16 protein-coding genes and 3 pseudogenes are annotated in these 18,172 nt (G+C 56.8%); 8 read left to right on the plus strand and 11 right to left on the minus strand.

The window, feature by feature from the left end:
* Positions 1 to 71: 71 nt before the first annotated feature.
* Genes MUG98_RS03410 through MUG98_RS03420 form a run of 3 tightly spaced genes read left to right on the plus strand, consistent with a single transcriptional unit; the run spans position 72 to position 3,340 of the window.
* Positions 72 to 1,325: an NAD-dependent epimerase/dehydratase family protein gene (locus MUG98_RS03410; protein ID WP_265110770.1), complete on the plus strand. Its 1,254-nt coding sequence runs from the start codon at positions 72 to 74 to the stop codon at positions 1,323 to 1,325.
* A 10-nt stretch (positions 1,326 to 1,335) separates the two neighbouring features.
* Complete coding sequence (locus tag MUG98_RS03415) at positions 1,336 to 2,346, plus strand: NAD-dependent epimerase/dehydratase family protein (RefSeq protein ID WP_265112543.1); 1,011 nt, start codon at positions 1,336 to 1,338, stop codon at positions 2,344 to 2,346.
* Positions 2,339 to 3,340, plus strand: a complete 1,002-nt coding sequence (locus tag MUG98_RS03420; protein ID WP_265110771.1) for an NAD-dependent epimerase/dehydratase family protein — start codon at positions 2,339 to 2,341, stop codon at positions 3,338 to 3,340. Before MUG98_RS03415 ends, MUG98_RS03420 begins: the two co-directional genes overlap by 8 nt.
* A gap of 7 nt (positions 3,341 to 3,347) precedes the next feature.
* Here the strand turns inward: MUG98_RS03420 and MUG98_RS03425 are convergent, their stop codons facing one another.
* A complete protein-coding gene (locus tag MUG98_RS03425) occupies positions 3,348 to 4,193 on the minus strand; it encodes a TrmB family transcriptional regulator (RefSeq protein WP_265110772.1) in 846 nt (281 codons plus the stop codon).
* Between the two features lie 750 nt (positions 4,194 to 4,943).
* On the opposite strand from MUG98_RS03425, the gene MUG98_RS03430 reads away from it, so the two are divergent.
* Positions 4,944 to 5,075 carry an HVO_A0556 family zinc finger protein gene (locus tag MUG98_RS03430; protein WP_265112572.1) on the plus strand — a complete coding sequence of 44 codons (132 nt, stop codon included), beginning with the start codon at positions 4,944 to 4,946 and terminating at the stop codon, positions 5,073 to 5,075.
* 86 nt (positions 5,076 to 5,161) lie between these two features.
* Positions 5,162 to 6,138: pseudogene (locus MUG98_RS03435) on the plus strand (NAD-dependent epimerase/dehydratase family protein).
* Between the two features lie 194 nt (positions 6,139 to 6,332).
* On the opposite strand, the gene MUG98_RS03440 reads toward MUG98_RS03435, so the two are convergent.
* The gene (locus MUG98_RS03440) at positions 6,333 to 6,557 is read right to left on the minus strand and encodes a hypothetical protein (RefSeq protein ID WP_265110773.1); all 225 of its coding nucleotides are present in this window, start codon (positions 6,555 to 6,557) and stop codon (positions 6,333 to 6,335) included.
* Between the two features lie 326 nt (positions 6,558 to 6,883).
* On the opposite strand from MUG98_RS03440, the gene MUG98_RS03445 reads away from it, so the two are divergent.
* Positions 6,884 to 7,900 carry a hypothetical protein gene (locus tag MUG98_RS03445; RefSeq protein ID WP_265110774.1) on the plus strand — a complete coding sequence of 339 codons (1,017 nt, stop codon included), beginning with the start codon at positions 6,884 to 6,886 and terminating at the stop codon, positions 7,898 to 7,900.
* Between the two features lie 173 nt (positions 7,901 to 8,073).
* On the opposite strand, the pseudogene MUG98_RS03450 reads toward MUG98_RS03445, so the two are convergent.
* The 6 genes and pseudogenes from MUG98_RS03450 to MUG98_RS03470 form a co-directional block, all read right to left on the minus strand.
* A pseudogene (locus MUG98_RS03450) lies at positions 8,074 to 8,187 on the minus strand (sugar phosphate nucleotidyltransferase); the annotation flags it as partial.
* A gap of 122 nt (positions 8,188 to 8,309) precedes the next feature.
* Positions 8,310 to 8,447, minus strand: a pseudogene (locus MUG98_RS25360) (UTP--glucose-1-phosphate uridylyltransferase); the annotation flags it as partial.
* Between the two features lie 985 nt (positions 8,448 to 9,432).
* Entirely contained in the window at positions 9,433 to 9,663 is a 231-nt protein-coding gene (locus MUG98_RS03455; protein WP_265110775.1) for a hypothetical protein, read from the minus strand.
* Between the two features lie 100 nt (positions 9,664 to 9,763).
* Entirely contained in the window at positions 9,764 to 11,038 is a 1,275-nt protein-coding gene (locus MUG98_RS03460; protein WP_265110776.1) for a TRAP transporter large permease, read from the minus strand.
* Positions 11,039 to 11,040: 2 nt separating this feature from the next.
* Entirely contained in the window at positions 11,041 to 11,610 is a 570-nt protein-coding gene (locus MUG98_RS03465; RefSeq protein WP_265110777.1) for a TRAP transporter small permease, read from the minus strand.
* A 5-nt stretch (positions 11,611 to 11,615) separates the two neighbouring features.
* Positions 11,616 to 12,728 (minus strand): TRAP transporter substrate-binding protein, encoded by a 1,113-nt coding sequence (locus MUG98_RS03470; protein WP_265110778.1) that lies wholly within the window; start codon positions 12,726 to 12,728, stop codon positions 11,616 to 11,618.
* Between the two features lie 116 nt (positions 12,729 to 12,844).
* Here MUG98_RS03470 and MUG98_RS03475 point away from each other — a divergent pair, with 116 nt between their 5' ends.
* The gene (locus MUG98_RS03475; protein ID WP_265110779.1) at positions 12,845 to 13,600 is read left to right on the plus strand and encodes an SDR family NAD(P)-dependent oxidoreductase; all 756 of its coding nucleotides are present in this window, start codon (positions 12,845 to 12,847) and stop codon (positions 13,598 to 13,600) included.
* Between the two features lie 304 nt (positions 13,601 to 13,904).
* On the opposite strand, the gene MUG98_RS03480 is transcribed toward MUG98_RS03475, so the two are convergent.
* The 3 genes from MUG98_RS03480 to MUG98_RS03490 form a co-directional block, all read right to left on the minus strand.
* Positions 13,905 to 15,068 carry a UxaA family hydrolase gene (locus MUG98_RS03480; protein WP_265110780.1) on the minus strand — a complete coding sequence of 388 codons (1,164 nt, stop codon included), beginning with the start codon at positions 15,066 to 15,068 and terminating at the stop codon, positions 13,905 to 13,907.
* A 28-nt stretch (positions 15,069 to 15,096) separates the two neighbouring features.
* Positions 15,097 to 15,402, minus strand: coding sequence for a UxaA family hydrolase (locus MUG98_RS03485; protein ID WP_265110781.1), 306 nt, complete (start codon positions 15,400 to 15,402; stop codon positions 15,097 to 15,099).
* 133 nt (positions 15,403 to 15,535) lie between these two features.
* Positions 15,536 to 16,576 carry a YeiH family protein gene (locus tag MUG98_RS03490; RefSeq protein ID WP_265110782.1) on the minus strand — a complete coding sequence of 347 codons (1,041 nt, stop codon included), beginning with the start codon at positions 16,574 to 16,576 and terminating at the stop codon, positions 15,536 to 15,538.
* Positions 16,577 to 16,809: 233 nt separating this feature from the next.
* Here MUG98_RS03490 and hisD point away from each other — a divergent pair, with 233 nt between their 5' ends.
* Positions 16,810 to 18,111 carry a histidinol dehydrogenase gene (gene hisD / locus MUG98_RS03495; RefSeq protein WP_265110783.1) on the plus strand — a complete coding sequence of 434 codons (1,302 nt, stop codon included), beginning with the start codon at positions 16,810 to 16,812 and terminating at the stop codon, positions 18,109 to 18,111.
* Positions 18,112 to 18,172 lie beyond the last annotated feature (61 nt).

Here is an 18,172-nt window from a genome sequence, read left to right on the forward strand (position 1 = left end):
TTTAAGCAACCCGTCACATCAGAACAACAAGACTTATCACACAGACTTGTCATTCGGAACGTGAGTAACAGATGACGATACTTTTGACTGGCGCCGATGGCTATCTCGGCTGGCCAACGGCACTGCGGATCGCAGCACGCACTGACGATCGGATCGTACTCGTCGACAACTGCGCGCGGCGGGAGTGGGTCGAGGAGGTCGGTAGCACGAGCGCCACGCCGATCGCCTCGCCCGAGGAGCGCCTCGACGCCGCGCGGGAGGTCCACGGCTGTCACAACCTCTCCTTTGTCGAGGGCGACCTCACGGAGAAGGCGTTCGTCGACGAACTCCTCGAGATCCACGAACCCGACACCGTCGTCCACACGGCGGCCCAGCCGTCGGCGCCGTACTCCCAGATCAACGGCGAGCGCGCCAACTACACCCAGCACAACAACCTGCAGGCGACCCGGAACCTGCTGTGGGGGCTGGAGGAACACGACCTGACTGACACGCACTTCATCGAGACGACGACGACGGGCATCTACGGCGCGCCGGAGTTCCCCATCCCGGAAGGTGGCGCGACGATGGAGCACGACGGCGCCCGCGACGAGGTCCCGTTCCCGGCGATGGCGGGCTCGTGGTACCACCTCACCAAGAGCCACGACGCCGCCAACATGCGGCTCGCGCACAAGCAGTTCGACATCCCGATCTCGGACGTCCGCACCGCGATCACCTACGGGACCCAGACCGCCGAGACTGCGGCGGATCCGCGACTGAACACCCGGTTCGACTTCGACTACTACTTCGGGGTCGTCGCCCACCGCTTTTGCGCCCAGGCCATCGCGGGCTACCCCATGACCGTCTACGGCAAGGGCGAACAGCGCAAACCGTTCATCAGCCTCGAGGACGCCGTCGAAGGCCTCGCCCGGCTCGCCCTCGGCGATCCGGCCGACCGGCCCGCCGAGCACGCCGTCTACAACCAGGTCACGCGCGCGATCAGCATCGTCGAGATGGCCAACACCATCGCCGACGTCGGCGACGAGTTCGACCTCGACGTCGCCGTCGAACACTTCGAGAACCCGCGCGACGAGGACGAGACCCACAAGATGGAGATCGAGAACGAGCGCTACATGGCCCTGATCGGCGAGCAGCGCCAGACGTTCACCGAGGGCGTCCGCGACATCCTCGAAACGCTCGTCGAGTACGACGAGACGATCACGGCCCACGAGGATCGCTTCCTGCCGGGCGTCCTCGACGACTGGGAGACGGCCGACGAAACGGAACTCACCTACGAGGAGGACGCTGCCGACGAGCCCGAGGCCGAAGCCACCCCCGATGCCAACTGAGCGATCCGGTATGCACGTCCTCGTCACCGGCGGCTGTGGCTACATCGGGAGCGCGCTCATCCCGCAGCTCCAGGCCGACGACCGGATCGACCGGGTCACCGTCCTCGACTCGCTCGCGAGCGGCTCGCCGGCGAACCTCGTCGGGGCCCGATTCGACGGGGACCTCGCGTTCGTCCGCGGCGACGTCCGCAACTACGGCGACGTCGAAACCGCGATGCGGGGCGTCGACCGCGTGATCCACCTGGCGGCGATCACGGGGGCGGCGAGCACCCACGATCGCGTCGACGAGACGCGGGCGGTCAACCTCGAGGGGACGCGCAACGTGTTCAACGCGGCCCAGAAGGTCGGCGTCGACCACGTCGTCTTCGCCTCCTCGTGTAACAACTACGGGCGCGCGACCAGCACGGAGATCGACGAAACGACGGAGCCCGACCCCCTCAACCCGTACGCGGAGACGAAGTACGAAGGCGAGGACCTCCTGCGCGAGTACGTCGACGACGGCGCGTTTACGGGGACGGCACTCCGGATGAGTACGAACTACGGCTACGCGCCGGGTATCCGGTTCAACCTCGTCGTCAATCACTTCGTTTTCAGGGCGCTGACCGATCGGCCGCTGACCGTCTACGGTGACGGGAGCAACTGGCGGCCGTTCATTCACGTCCGGGATGCGGCACGGGCGTATCACCAGGCCGTCTGTGAGCCCGCCGCGTGGGCGGCGCCGGTCTACAACGTCGGCTCGACCGACGAGAACTATCGCATCGAGACGATCGCCGAGATCGTCCGCGAGGAACTGGACACGGACCTCGAGGTCTCGTATCTCGAAGAGAAGAATCCCGGGCCGTCGTACCACGTCAACTTCGACCTGCTCGCGGAGACCGGGTTCGACCCCGAGTGGACCCTCCGCGAGGGGGTGCGCGATCTCGCCGCCCAGTTCCAGCACCAAGCGCCCCGCAATGGCGGTGTCGGCGATGACCCAGCCGACGACGTCAGCGCAAGCCCCTCCATCCAGAACGATGACTGACGAGAACCTCACCATCGCGGTGACCGGCGCAGCGGGCTACATCGGCAGCCGGGTCGTCGACCGGCTCCAGGCGACCCATCCCGAGTGGTCGATCACCGCGCTCGATAACTTCTATCGGGGCACCGTCCGCGACATCGGCGATGTCACCGTCGACCACGTCGACATCCGGGATCGCGACCGGCTCGCAGCGGCGCTCGAGGGCGCCGACATCGTGATGCATCTCGCCGCCCTCAGCGGCGTCGACGACTGCGAGGACAACGCCGACCTCGCGTATGCGGTCAACGTCACCGGGACGAACAACGTGGCGTGGTTCTGCCGCCAGCACGGCGCGGGGTTGATCTTCCCCGCGAGTATGGCGATCATCGGCGATCCCGACGCGTTCCCGATCACGGCCGACGATCCGCGCGACCCGCTGAACTGGTACGGGCGGACGAAAGTCCTCGGCGAGCAAGCGATCGAGACGCTGGCCGACGACGCGTTCCCGGCACACGTCTACCTGAAGTCGAACCTCTACGGGGAGCACCAGGTCGGCGGCCAGACGATCTCGAAAGGGACCGTCATCAACTTCTTCGTCAACCGGGCGCTGGCCGGCGAGCCCCTGACCGTCTACGAACCCGGCACGCAATCGCGGAACTTCGTCCACGTCAAAGACATCGCACGTGCATACGTTCGCAGCGCTGAACGGCTCCACCGGCAACTCGCACGTGGCGAGACGGGCGTCGAGAAGTACACGCTCGCGTCCGACGAGGATCCGAGCGTCCAGGAGACGGCGGAGATGGTCGCCCGAATCGCCGACGACGAACTCGGTGGCAGGCCCGAGGTGACGCTCGTGGAGAACCCGCGTGCCGGCGAAACGCTGGTCGACGAGTTCCCCGTCGAGACGACGCGCACGCACGCCGATCTCGGCTGGACGCCCGAGCACACGGTCGCGGAGACGATCCGCGAGCTCATCCAGGACGCCGCTGGGCAGGACGCGCCGGCGCAGGACACGTAGGGAGCGATCACTCGACGGAGCCGACGCTCTCGTGTTCCCAGATGAGCTCGACGTACCGGTGTAAGCCGGCAACGAACGAGCCGTTCTCGGTGACCGCGGCCTGGCGCATATGCAACGGGACATCCGTTTCTTCGACGAGGACGATCGCCCGGCCCGTCTCGTAGTCCATGCTGGGATCGATCAGCGTGCCGCGCCAGGGGAGCAACTCGGTACTGAACCGGATCGCGATCTCGGGGTACGCGTCAGCGATGTACTCCCGCGTCGTGCGCTGTTTGGCCTGATTCTCGGCCGATAAGTTTTCGGGATGGAGAAAGAGGGCGTAGATCGAGACGCCCCGATCGAGTGCGTCTTGGACTGCCGGTTCGACGGCCTCGAAGTACTCGAAACTCTTCGTGATGACGTGGACGGTGTCCGTCGCCTCACGGTACAGCGATCGGGTCTCGCGCTCGCTCGGCTCGCCGACGTCGACGACGTAGAACAGTTCCTCGGCAGGCGTAATATCGTCACTCGCTTGCTCGTACAACGGCTCGAACCGGTCGAGGAACGCCTCCTGCACGGCTTCGAGTTCGTCACAGAACTGCTCGTATTCCCGCTGGCGATTCTGTTGGGCCTGCTCGAGGATCGCAGCGGGCGGCTTCGCTTTGTACTGTTTCGGCCGCCCGGGAATGAGTTTGATGTAGCCCTGGTTGGCGAGGTCGTCGAGGACGGTATAAATCCGTGCGCGGGGAATGCCCGTTGCGTCCGCGAGGTTCGGCGCCGTCGTCTGACCGAGCCGCAGCAGGTGATTCAGCGCGGTCGTCTCGTACTCCTTCAACTCGAGGTGCTCGAACAGCGCGTCGGCGTCGTCAGTCATGATCCATAGCACCGGGAGCAGCCATTGTCAATCTCCCGATGAGGCGAACGACGCACCGTTCCGTGTCGTCCTCGGGGGTCGTCCGGACCACGGGAAGCCGACAAGAACAATGGTTGCAAAATCACAATGTTTATGATGCTTACCACAAGTGCCGTTACTAAGATCATGAGTAACTCAGAAATCGAAGAAGAAGCGGATGAGCGGTCGCATCTCGCGGATGTCGACGATGGGGCTGGTTGTGTCGAGATCTGGGAAACAATCAGCGAGAACCGAAGCGACGACTAGTTGGACTGGGTGTCGGGACAGCCGATTCGTTCGATGCCAACTTCGAACTCGATTTTGAGTACCCTACCGATTGTATCCTGGAGGTTTGATGCCTCTGCACACGAGTCCTGGACATACACGTCGGAGATTGGGTTCTCGACGTCTGTCGGGTCGAGCCGTCCCGAGTTCCGCGTTCAGCAACTCGACGAGCGTAGTGACCGAGTAGCGCTCACTGCTGCTCAGGGGGCGGGCGACACCGACCACTACGAATAGGCGTTTGAATCGCTGACTGCGACCTAAATCGGGCTGTTTCGACGTGGTATGTTGCGGTGTCTGGTCTCGAGTCCTGGGTCGACGTTGCTCGACTCGCGACCAGCACCCCCCTCGCAGGTCGGAGACCAGTTCTCAGCCGAAAATTATATCCAAGTAATGGGACAGTTCAAAACGATGCAGGGAATATCAGGGGATGTAACTACGCGTGACTCGGTGCTCGGATCATTGGAAGGGGCGGAGTGTACGTTTTGCGGGGACGGCGAACTCATTCGCGAGACGTACAACGGCAACGACGCAGTCGTCTGTCCCGAGTGCGGGGTTCCGAGCGCCCAGATCTGGTCGTGAGCGTCCGCAATAGCTCCACGACCGCTGCTAATACAGATCAGAAGTACTGACGATCCTTATTACGGACAACTGATAGCATCCGAATGATGGACAACAACCGCGTCCTCGTCACAGGCGGGGCCGGCGTTATCGGCTCGAACCTCGCGAACCACCTCGCCGACCAGAACGAGGTGATCGCCGTCGACGACGGTTATCTCGGGACCCCAGAAAATCTCGCCGCCGCCGTCGAGTTCCACGACCGGAGCGTCCTCGAGGACGACCTCCCGACGGACGTCGACGTCGTCTTCCACCTCGCGGCGCTCTCGTCGTACGCGATGCACGAGGACGATCCCGCACGTGGCGCCCGCGTCAACGTCGAGGGGTTCGTCAACACGATCGAACAGGCCCGGGCGGACGGCTGTGAGACGATCGTCTACGCCTCGACGTCGTCGATCTACGGCAGCCGGACCGAGCCGCCGCCCGTGGACATGGAGGTCGCCGTCAACAAGGTCGCCGTCAACACGGGGTACGAGGCGTCCAAACTCGCGCGGGAACGCTACGGCGAGTACGTCGCGACCCACTACGACATGCACGTCGCCGGAATGCGGTTCTTCTCGGTCTCCCAGGGCTACGGTGGCGCCGAGGCACACACGGGCGAGTACGCGAACGTGATCGCCCAGTTCGCCGACGACCTCGCCAACGGCGACGCACCCGTCCTCTACGGCGACGGCACGCAGACGCGGGACCTCACCCACGTCTCCGACATCGTCCGCGGGCTCGAACTCGCCGCCGAGCACGACCTCACGGGATCTACAACCTCGGCACGGGCGACGCCGACAGCGTCACCGACCTCGTCGCGATGCTCAACGCGGAACTGGGGACCGATATCGAGCCCGAGTACGTCGCGAACCCGATCCCCGACGACGGCTACGTCCACGACACCTGTGCCGATACGTCGGCGTTCGAAGCCGCGACCGGGTGGGCACCCGCGATCGACATCGAAGAGGGCCTGCGGCGCGTCTGTGCACAGTATACCGACGGGACAGCGGAGACGGAAGCCGCGGCAGAGTCGTCCTCCCAGTAGTCCGAGCGCGGTCTTTCTCCGGACGAAGTTGGCACGGTGCTGCGGCTCTCACCCGCTGCGTTCGTTGTCGCAATGACTGCCTCTGCAGGAGTAGGTACAAACGCGATAACGGGGCAAACTCGGCCCGATTTCCCCATCGCCCGACGCTCTAACATGTCCCAACTCGAAACCGATCGGTGGGACTACGACCTCGGTTAGTCGGCGTCCGACTCGGAACGCGCTGGAATCCGTGTGGTCGGCCCGATCAGCGCGCTGGAGCGCGCCACCCCTTCGAGGTAGGACCCCGCGTCGATGATCGAACGGCGTACCGTCGTCCCCTTGAGCGTCGCGTCCGGGAAGACCACCGATCGCTCCACCTCGGCGTCGACGAGCGTCGCACCCGTCATCACGTAAACGTCGTCCCCGATCGGTGCGCTCACGAGGACCCAGCCTACGTAGGTGCGATCGGCTTGGATCGGCGCCAGGCCAGTCGTCGTTGCGATATCGGGGGCCCCACTAGGTTCGGTTCGATCCTGTCCGGCTACATAGTCTCTACCGGTCGCGTGCCGCACCATAGAGGCGGAACCACTCGACCGATCAGCAAGAGCGAAACCGCGGACGGCTTCGCTCTCACCACACTACCACTGCGGACTGTTAGGCACCCCGGGCACAGATCCTCGACACAAAAACCAGGCTTGAAACAACTGTACACTACTAGTTCGAAGACTCACTTTTATTACTGAACAAGATGTAGAACGGTTGAACAGTGCATCGCAGAACATTCCTATACTCAACGGCTTCGGCAGCTACATCCACGGTTGGGTTTTCAACTGCTTCTACGATTACTCCGGATAGCGACTTCCTGGAGGAATATAGCTATGCAGTCGCTCACTTCTTTGACGAGAACTGGGATCGTGCCACATTAGAGGAAGCCACGTTTGAAGCCGTTAACCATGTCTGCTACGCATACGGGAATGTGGAGAATCTAACCGGATCAGACCCATCGGAGGAATCTGGATATCTGAGTCAACTCGCAGACGTGGCGAGTACAACGGAAATCGCTGACTGGGCCGCTGAGAATCTCGGTTATCTCGCATATTTCGTAGAAAACCTCGGCGTGATCTCAGACGGTGTTGTAAAGAAAATCGAAGAAATGGTGGAGAAAGTCCGCGATGGGACGAAATACGTCCCGCTCGTCTTGAGCATCAAAGGAGTGCTTGACGAGGGATGCTCTATTCACAGTCAGGTAGAAACTGGGAAGGAAATAGCGAAGGAGACCTACACCGAGTTTTTCAAGCGCGTGGCACTAGTCGCTGTAGAAATCATACTGCTCGCCGCAGGAATTCCTGTTGCGTATAAAACCGCATTCGGTGTGACGGGCTGGGCGAACAGACGCCTCATCAACGCTGTTGGAAGACACATTGGCTGGGAAGCGTACTCATGGGTTCTAAGCCAGATTCATTGGGGAATCCGGGTTGTGTTCGCTGAGGGGATGGGGGAAGCGATTGACAACACTGTCGAAATAGTAACTGCAGATGTAGTCTCTGCCGCAAGGAGTGAAGGAGACGATCTGTCGAGGGATGTGGTTGAACAGCAGGCACAAACTCATGTCGAGGATATGGCTGATTATACTGATAAATGGAGTTACAACTACGAACTATGGGATGCCAAACGTAGGATTCGAGTAACGAAACAACAGGCAGAACAGCAGGCAAAGGATACCAGAGAAGAATTCCTTGATCTGTTACCCTTTGCGACATCGGAAAGGGCTGTGAGGTTGTGAGAGAATAGCAGAAACAATCACGCTGAGTTTATCACGGCACGTTAGGTAACGATCTATCCCACGTCTGCAGCTTAGGAGGGACAGCAAGTCAACGATGGGAGGTACTCGACTCTGGTGCCAAGGGCAGCTGCTCGGGTCCATGATTGCGCCGCTGGATCTAGCAGAGGAATCGCGAACACGTGCGTGAGCAGCGGCTGCCCGGCGACCGAGACGAGCGCCTTGGGTCGGTCGTCCGTCAGCGGCCGCAGGCGGGTTCCCTTCCCCGCCACGGGCACAACGGCTTGCATACGACGCAATACCGAACCGATCGGCAAAAAGGTCCGCTCCCTCGGTCAGGTGCCGACGGGTACGACTACTGCCTTCTCACATACTCTGCCCAAAGCAAGCGCCCGCCAGTAGAAGTCTGAATTCAGTTCGTGGACTCAGTCGGACACGTAACGGTCACGTCACCGTCTTCTCCGTCCTCGCCCGCTTGTAACCACCGCCCGGCCTCGTCGCGATCCGCGGGATAGCCGACGTCGATCCGCCAGCCATCGAGCCCGATCGCGCGGGACGGCGCTGAGGCACACTCGGTGTGAGAAGGCGACGCTCACTGTGCCTGCCGGCGGCCGATCGATGGGACGGCGGAGAGCGATGGAAACGACCTCGCTGGGCGATCGGACCGCGACGGTGACTACCTCGGTGTCACCCGAGTAGGTGACGTGGGCGGCGACAAGTGACCGGACTTCGCTGTCACTGGCCCGCGATGGACCCGCCGCTCACGCGGCGCTCCGGGTCCGCATCTCACTCCCGAGGAGTACAGGTGACGAATTTTTGGGCACGTTGAGAGACTACTCATCCGTACACCCCAACTGCACATCCCTGTATTTAGTTGGGTATATTCTTCTTTATTCATAACGAATTCTCAGAAACTTTATTTTGATTTAGCACTCCGAATTCGGTACTTGCAGGGAATTATTTTTGCAATAATATGTAGTATAACTCTTCAATCGAATTTTGAGCTATTATTCTGTATTGACCGTCCAGAAGTTCTAAAGTGGTGTATTTGGGGACAGATAAGCCACTAATGCACGTGTGTAGGCTCTACAGCGTGGGAATCCTGCTCTACGAATGTACACTTCCTATATGTAATTTAATCTCACGACTGTCGTACCGATAGCGACTTCGAATCTGTCGTCTGCCGGGGATAGGCCTGCGTACAGTCACGTGTTCGCATCGCGTCAGAGGGCGATGACAGACACCGGCAATAGCGCTGGAGCGAGACGACGGAAAGCCGCCGGAAAACCCGACACGGCAGGGGTACGACCGTAGCGTGAGGCGATCGACGTTTCGGCGGACTCCGTCTGCTGCTCTGCGCGCTGGCCTTGGATATCACGTCGTTCGTAGTCGCGCTCCAGGCTCTCGTTCGGTCGTTGAACGAATTGCCCCTCGAGCCGTGAGCCGTCCGAATTCGACAGCCTGAAAACTAGTCGAGAAGCACTGCCGGCCGACTGCTAGTGGGTTCGTCTGGTCCCGTGGGGCGTGATCGCGTGTTATACCGTGCTTTGAGCTCGGAGCTCTTTATCCATATCCTCATACAACAATATTGCCACCGTGAAGGAGAATGACATTACTAAGAGTAGAACGAACTGAGCAACTCCGCTAAGCATCCCCGAAATCGGTTCAATTTCTTGCCACATGGCTAGTAAGTAAATCATGTAAATTAAAAATAACGCTGTTGATACCGCCAGTGATGCTCTTGCAGCTGTTTGCTTGAACCCCATGTTAGCAATGTACTCACCACCACACTTATAGTTTTTGATGATAATTCCATTCCAAAGAAGGATCGAATCTACTTTTCAAAGAGAATAGATGAGATAGATGTTAGAGCCAGATCATCGAGATGGCAGGGATCATCCCGATCGCGAGGACGATTATCGTCATAGATATTATGAACGGGATGGAGCGCTTGGCGATCTTTGTGATCGGTTCCCCACTAATCCCTGCCATAACGTAGAGGTTGAGTCCGATTGGCGGTGTCATGAATCCGATTCCGAGAGCAGACACCATGAATACGACGAAGTGGACCGGATCCATTCCGACCTCCGTCGCTACTGGTAGGAGTAACGGGCCCAGAATTAGAATGTTCGGTGTCGTTTCCATTACAGCTCCCGCAATCATAAATATAATAAACATTATTATAATTATCAAGTAAAAATTAGTGGTGAGTGCCGTGAGATAGCCGACGACCTGTTGGGGGAGACGGAGTGCGGAAAGAACTTGACTAAATAAAATCGCGACTGCAATAATCGGTGAAATAACCCCGTTAACTAGTGCACTTCTCTCGAACATTCCGGGGAAGTCGGAGAGTGGAAGCCGCCCACCTGCGACGCCGATAACTATTGTCAGGAGGACAGCCACGGCTGCTGCCTCGCTCGGTGTAAAAACACCTGAATAAATCCCGCCAAGAATGATCACCGGGATCATTAGAGCGAATTTCGCCTCCCAAACCGAATTACCGACTTCTTTCGGTTCGGGATGACCCGTGGCTTGCTCATAATTTTCCTTATGGTTAACAAACATATTTGTGAGGATTAATCCAGAAAGTACGATGATTCCCGGGATAAATGCCGCAAGAAAGAGCGTAGACGCTGAAACGCCGAGAGCAACGCCGGCAATAATGTACGCAATACTTGGCGGAATGAGAATACCAGTGGACGCACCACTAGCAATAAGAGCAGAAGCATATGACCGATCGTATCCTGTGTCATCAAGATAATTGATAGTCATCCGACCAACTGCTGCAGCAGCGGATGCGTTCGAGCCACTAATTGCTGCAAACAGCCCACAACCGAATAAAGTAGCTGTGCCGAGAGCGCTACTGAACCCGGCAAAGACGGCTTCAGCGAATTGGAGCAATTTTTCGGATAAACCGGTTCCTGCCAGTGCATCCCCTGTAAGAATGAACAGGGGAACAGCAATCAGGGGGAACGAATTTAATCCATTGAATATGGATTCCCCGACGATCGAAAACGGCAAGATGCTAGTCATTTGTAACAGTACTAATGTGCCGATCCCTAACCAAGCGATTACAGGAACCCCTAGTAGCATCAAAACGATCATTAATACTACTGGGAGTATCACTTCAAATCCTACCATGATCACTCACTGAATAATGTTTCTCCTTTGTAGACCGGTTCGCCGTTCTTTATGTCTTGGACGTCCCTATACGTTGCTTGCAATATTCGGATCACAAAGAGTGACATCCCAAACGGGATCGCGACCTGGAAGAAGGCGAGGTTCACGCGTAGCGCTTGGCTGACCGATCCAAATGTTATTGAATTCTGTATGAGCGGGATTGAGATCTGTATCGCCGCGACAGAGAATATCAGCATCATGAGATCCCCGAGCACATATAGTAGCCCAGTAGTGCGTTCGGAAACGTAATCGTGGATAATATCTATTCGAATATGCAGCCGTTCGTTGACGCCCCAGCTCGCGCCGATCCATGTTAAATATATGAACATATACCGCGCTGATTCTGGCCCCCACAAGCTGGACATGTTGAGAACGAATCGGCGGAATACCTCTGTCCCGATGATAAAGACGATATAGGTATACAGGGTGAGCAGTAACACCCGTTCTGCATTACTGTTCAAATAATAAATGATATTCGCCACGCTACTCCGGAAGCGTCCATTAACACTGAACGAGGGTTCTGTGGTGCTCATCTGTACTATGGTTCATCAACGGTGAAATCACTCTGTTCCTGGGTGGCTTCCTCTAACCGTTCGAACGTTTCCATATCACCCGCCAACTCCACCTTCCAGTCATCCCAGTCCGATTGATCATATGCCATCTCATTACGCCACTCCTCGAGTTCATCGTCATTCAGACTGTGAATTTCCACCCCGTTATCTTCAAGGACCTCGTACGAGTTCTCTCGAGAGATCGGGACTTGCTCGAGGTTTTGTTCGAACGTCTGTTCTGCTGCACTTGAAAGTCCGTCCTGCAGGTCCTCTGGGAGGCTCTGGTACCACTCCGAGTTCACAGCATACACCTGAGCGTCTTCAACAATATTCGTCAAGGTGACGTGTGAAATGATGTCTTCAAAGCCGAAAGCAACGTATGCTTCGGGAGCCGTGTGGACTGTATCCGCAACCCCTTCTTGAATTGCGGACGGTGTTTCACCCCAATCAACAGGTGTCGGATTCGCATCGACCATTCCCCATGCCTCGGATAAGATGTCAGAACCGGGGACCCGGTGCCGCAGCCCTGCCATGTCCGACGGCGACAGTATTGGCTCATCCACGGCATCTCCCACAGCAACAGCACGTGGATCAATCACGAGATAGAACAAGGGTTCAAATCCATTTTCACGCACGTTTTCGTGAACAATATCATTCCAGGCATCGCTCGTGACAAGGTTCACAAACTCTTGGTTCGTTCCGGCAAAGTACGGAAGGTTGACGAGGTCCACCGCACTGGCATACGGTGAAAAGTTGGCAAACGAGAATTGAGCCGCCTGGATCGTATTGTTTTGGACTTGATTTGCGAGTTCAGCGCCTGCTCCGAGCACACCACCGGGATGATGATTGACTTGGATTCGGCCGTCCGTCTCCGCCTCGACGTTCTCAATGAACGCCTTTTGCATCACAGGGTAATGTTCTGTGGTACCTTCCGTGTACGCCGTCGCAAAATCCAACGTGAATTCTCCATCCCCGCCCCCGCCTCCAGTACCGCTTTGTCCGCCGAGACAGCCGGCAACCGCCCCGATTCCGCTAACGGCCGTGATTTTGAGAACCGATCTCCGACTACTACCTGAAGCATCTGAATGCTTTCGTGGCATACATCCACATGCATATTATCCCACCTATTTATAATTATTGGTGAACTTTTTTCGTTAGAGTACTGTGTCCTAGGTTTCAATAATGTTTATATGTGGTGATTGTGATCTCAAGTTGTATGCTTGACGGTAAGACTGCCGTAGTAACTGGCGGGTCAAGTGGTATCGGAAGAGCGATCGCACAGAAGTACGCAGCCGAGGGAGCCGCTGTCGTCATTGGGGATCAGAAAGAAGAGCCCCGCCGAGCAGAACTCCCCACAGTAGAAACAATTGAAAAGGAAGGTGGTGAGGCAACGTTCGTATCAACAGACGTCACTGAATACCAGGATGTTGTCGACCTAGTCGAGGTCGCTGATAGAGAGTACGGGAGCGTTGATATCATGGTGAACAATGCGGGGATTCTCCAGCAGACGCTACTCCATGAAACCTCTTCAGAGCAGTGGGAGGAGCTAATGGACATTAATGTGACTGGGGTGTTCCACGGATCCAAAGCGGCTATTCAAAAAATGCTGGAGCAGGACTCCGGAGGAAATATCGTCAATATCTCTTCCATCAGTGGCTCCATTGGACGCGCTAACGCGCCAGCATATTGTACCTCAAAGGGGGCTGTAACCATGATGACTCGACAAAATGCGATCGATTATGGCCCAAAAGGAATCCGAGTCAATGCTGTAGGTCCAGGAGGGACGTTGACATCGATGGTATATGAAACGATGTCAGAAGAGCGCCGTGAATACCTAGAAATGCAGACCCCGCTGAGGAGGCTCGCTGAGCCGGATGAAATCGCTGAGGTTGCGACGTTTCTTGCGTCAGATATGGCAAGCTATGTCAATGGGCACGTTCTCTTCGCTGATGGGGGATTCTCGATCTCATAGCTGTTGAAGTGAAATCGGGTTTTTCTGCAGAGGGATACTACTCTCAAATCAATCCCATCAAGAACGGCGGACAACTTGCTGAGTAGAGTTGCTAGCGAGAAGGGATCTGATCTCCGTTCGCGTTCCCGCCGCGTCAGTACCGCCTATCCGACGATCCGTGTGACGGAACAGTGGGTTACAGTCCAGTACAGCGATTCGTGTTAGAACACGATTTCAACGCTGGTACGAGATCACGCCAACCTCTCTACGTTAACTCCGAAAAAAGATCGTAGTTTCGCCGGCCACCGGATCTTCTAAGGGGGGATTATGTCGACGGACCGATCCGGTGGATCGCGAACTGACTTTCGCCGAGCACTTCGCTGAGTGTTTGCTTGCCGTTGACGACCTCCATGATCTCGTCCCAGAGTTCGTCGGTGGCCCAGTCGATCGTCTGGTCGCCGACCAGCGCTTCGCTGACGTCGACGTCGGTTTCTTCGGGAACGCGTTCGGCGCTGCCGGGGTTCCCGGTGATCTTGATCGTCGGCATGATCGCGTTCGAGAGGGTGTGGCCCTGGCCCGTGGAGATGATCATGAAGTGTGCGCCGCCGGCACCGATCCCGGTGACTGATTCTGCGCCGTGGCCGGGCGAGTCCATGATGTACATGCCACTCTCCTCGGGAATTTGCTCGGCGTAGTCGACCAGGTCCTGGATGGGGCCGTCGCCGGATTTGACCAGCGCGCCGAGGGCTTTCTCCTCGATGGTCGTCAGCCCACCGTCCATGTTGTCCGGCGTCGGCTGGGCGCCCCGGACGTCGTAGCCGGTCTCTTGCAGTCGCTGGTCCCAGTTATCGACGTAGTCCAGAATCTTCTGGGCGACGTCGTCGTTGACCGCGCGTTCGGCCAGCCCTTCCTCACCGCCGAAGAACTCCGGCGTTTCCGCGAAGACGGCGCGGCCGCCTTCGTCGATGAGCCGCCAGGCGGCCCCTGCAGTGGCCTTGTGCTGGCAGAGGCCGCTGGTGGTGTCCGAGGTCGCACAATTGATCCCGAAGGTGAGATTCGAGATGTCATGGGGCTGGCGCTGCTGGGCGCTGGCGTCCTGGACCATCTCGCGGGTGGCGTTGACGGTGGCTTTGAGGCCGTTCATCACGCCCTTCTCGTCGTGGATGTTGATGCTCGCACTCGGGCGGCCGGTCTCCGCGATGTCGTCGGCCAGTTCGTCGCCGTCAACGATCTCGCCGGCGTGGGCGACCACGACCGCCCCGTAGGTGTTCGGGTGGGTGGCATAGCCGAGCAGCGTCCGGTAGGTCTGGAAGACGTCGGGTTTCGTCTGACACCGCCCCAGCGGATGGGTGATCGGGATCGCATCGTCGACGATCTCCGCCGCTCGCTTTACCGTGTCGTTGGCGTACGGGGCCGTCGCGATGATCGGGACGAAGTTTCGAATGCCAATACTGCCGTCAGATCGTTCGTATCCGAGAAAGTCTGTCATTATGTATCTTAGATTCTCTGTTGATGCGTTATGCGGTCTCCTCGGCTAGGTCGCCGCGGCCGTAGTTGCTCTCGACGTTGTGCGCGTGGACCCACTCGCCCGCCTCGATATCCCGAGAGGCGTAGCCGATACTGAGTCCGTACTTGTACACCGTCTCACCCTCAGGGATGTCCTCGAGGGCGATCTTGTGGCCAAACGTGACATCTTCCGCCACTTCGACTGTGACTTCGTTGTCGCCGACGTCAACTGTCACTGTCTCGCCGCCGTTCAGTTCTCGAATGGCGGTCGCAACGTTGTCATCTGATTCTACCGCTACGATGTGGGAATCACCCATGGGTACACTGAACTGACGCCCCCCTAAAATAGTTTGCTATTATGGCAATTCATTCGAAACGTAAAATCATCAAGGCTGATATTATGTATCAAAACAAAAAAATATTGGAGGAACCGGATGCGATCGGGTATGATCATCCGAGAATAGTCAACAGAACCAACAGCGACAGCGTGCTAACGGTGATGAACGCCATCAAAACAACGAGTACGGGTTGTAGACCTGCACGCAGGAGCTTTTCAATTTCGAGGTCGCTTCCCAGACCGACGAACGCGAACAAGAACAGCCAGCCATAGGCGTTCTCAAGTGACTGCACGTCTTGTGAGGAGAGAAGCCCGACGCTCGCAATAACCGCAAGTACAAGGAAGCCAACAACAAATTTCGGGAAACGGTGCCAGAACTCTCTCCAGCGGATAGTGGTTCCGTCGTCATTTGAGCCAATTTCATGGCGGGCATAGTACGTTGCGTAACCGACGGCAACGAGACCGAGCAGTGCGTTCCGTGTGAGTTTCGTGACTGTTGCCCACTGGCCGGCGGCGTCTGAGTGAGCAAATCCAACAGCAACAACAGGGCCCGTGCTGAACATACTTACGCCAGCCCAGATGCCAAACACCTGTGCTGGCAGCTCTAACAGCTGGCCGACGATTGGATAGCCAATGATAGTGATCGCATCAAAGAGGAGGACAGTCGCTGCTGCATAAGCGACGTGCTCTTCTTTTGCAGAGATACTTCCAGCAACAGCAACGACCGCCGATACGCCACAGATACTGGAACCCGCCGCGAGTAGTGATGCGAATCTCTCAGAGAGTCCAAAAACCCCTCTAGACAATAGTTCTACATAGAGGAGTGTAAAGAGTGTGACAGTGAGCACCGAAATAATGGCGACAGCACCACTCTCGACAATTTGATTGAAAGACAGAGATGCGCCCATGAGCACGATGCCGGCACCAAGCCACACCTTGTGTGTTTGCACACCGGGAACCGCCCACTCTGGAATACCGGTAGTATTCGTAAGAACTACGCCAATAATGATCGCGATAAGTAACTCATTGATAGTCGAGATTGCTGACCCAATCGTCCAAGCGATGACCGCTCCAACGACCAGTATAAGGATTCCCGGGAGGTAATCGCGAAAGTAGTAGCCGACCGGACCATCGTACGGCAGATTTACAACCATTAGCTATCCCGGAATGTTTACGTTTGATCCGACGATGAGTGCGACGATAGCAAATCCACACGTAACACTCTTCCAGTCTGTATCCAGTGTGATCCAGCGCTCGAGGACTCCCTCAGACATACTGTCAGATGAGTGGATTCCCACTGAACTATTTAACTCTTTTGTAATTGTCCAATCAATCCCACCTATCACCAGCCCAAAGTTTTATTTATTTGTATAAGAACGGGTAGTCTATGCCGACGAATGGCAAGCAGCAAATCGAGAGTAGAGAGTATCTCAAAAAAGCTACTGGATCCGCTGCAGAGATCGAGCAGTGGGTGAAAGATTCAGTGAGTGATATCCTCCAGGAAGTTCGTGAAAATGGCGACTCCGCGATTTTGTCGTTTACGGAAGAGTTCGATGATGTAGTCCTCGAAGATGTCCGCGTCTCTCAGGAGGAGATTGATGAAGCGAGAGAAATGCTCTCGGCGGAAGAGAAGGCGGTTATTGATCGCAGTATAGAACGTGTCGCTAACTTCGCCGAGGCACAGAAAGACGCGATGAAGAACGATTTTGAATCGGAATTCGGGGACGGAATCCGATGTGGTCAGAGAACACTCCCAGTTAGTGCTGCTGGAACGTACGTCCCAGGTGGGAACTTCACGCATATCGCTTCGGCTGTAATGTCGATCACGCCTGCGACTGTAGCCGGTGTTGACCGGATCGTCACTTGCACTCCCCCTCGAGAGGATGGGAGCGTCAATGCGTACCAACTATACGCTATGGCCGAATCCGGTGTCGACGAAATCTATAAAATTGGAGGTGCTCAAGCGATTGGAGCGATGGCTTACGGTACCGAATCGATTGATTCGGTGGATATCGTTACTGGACCGGGGAACGTATTTGTCGTTGAAGCTAAACGACAAGTTTTTGGAGACGTTGATTTAGATCTTCTTCCTGGACCGACAGAAACGCTAATTATTGCAGACGAGACGACTGATCCTCATGTGGCTGCAGTCGACCTCCTTTCCCAAGCCGAGCATACGGAATCATCGCAGTGTGTTTTGATTTCAACAGACGAGGGCGTGGCAGAGGAAATCTTGGAAGAGATTGAGGACTTCCTGCCGAAGCTTGATACTGAGGAAACAGCCCGGAAGTGCTGGACGAAAAACGGCGAAGTCGCAGTCGTCACTGACTATGACCAAGCCGCAGCATTGGCTAACGAATATGCCATCGAACACGTCCAAGTCATGACGGAGAATCCTCGAGACCTTGTTGAGAATCTCAAAAACTATGGGTCGCTGTTCCTCGGTCATAATGCTCCCGTTGTTTTCGGCGATAAAATAACTGGTCCAAACCATATTCTTCCAACGAACGGTACTGCAAGATTTAATGGTGGCTGTAATGTCGGATCATACCTCAAGAAGGTAACTCACCAGGAGATCACGCCCGAGGGTGGTGAATATCTTTCCTCGTATGGCGCAAAGATCTCTGAATTGGAAGGAATGCATGGTCACCAACTGTCTGCAGAACTTCGACCAGTCGAGCGAGATTAAAACTCGCACCCGCGTGCCGAAGGGCGTGACATTCTCACCTTCTATTTCGGAGGAACTATTT

Origin of the sequence: Halosolutus halophilus (assembly GCF_022869805.1) — an archaeon.
In the GTDB taxonomy this organism is placed as follows: Archaea; Halobacteriota; Halobacteria; order Halobacteriales; family Natrialbaceae; genus Halosolutus; species Halosolutus halophilus.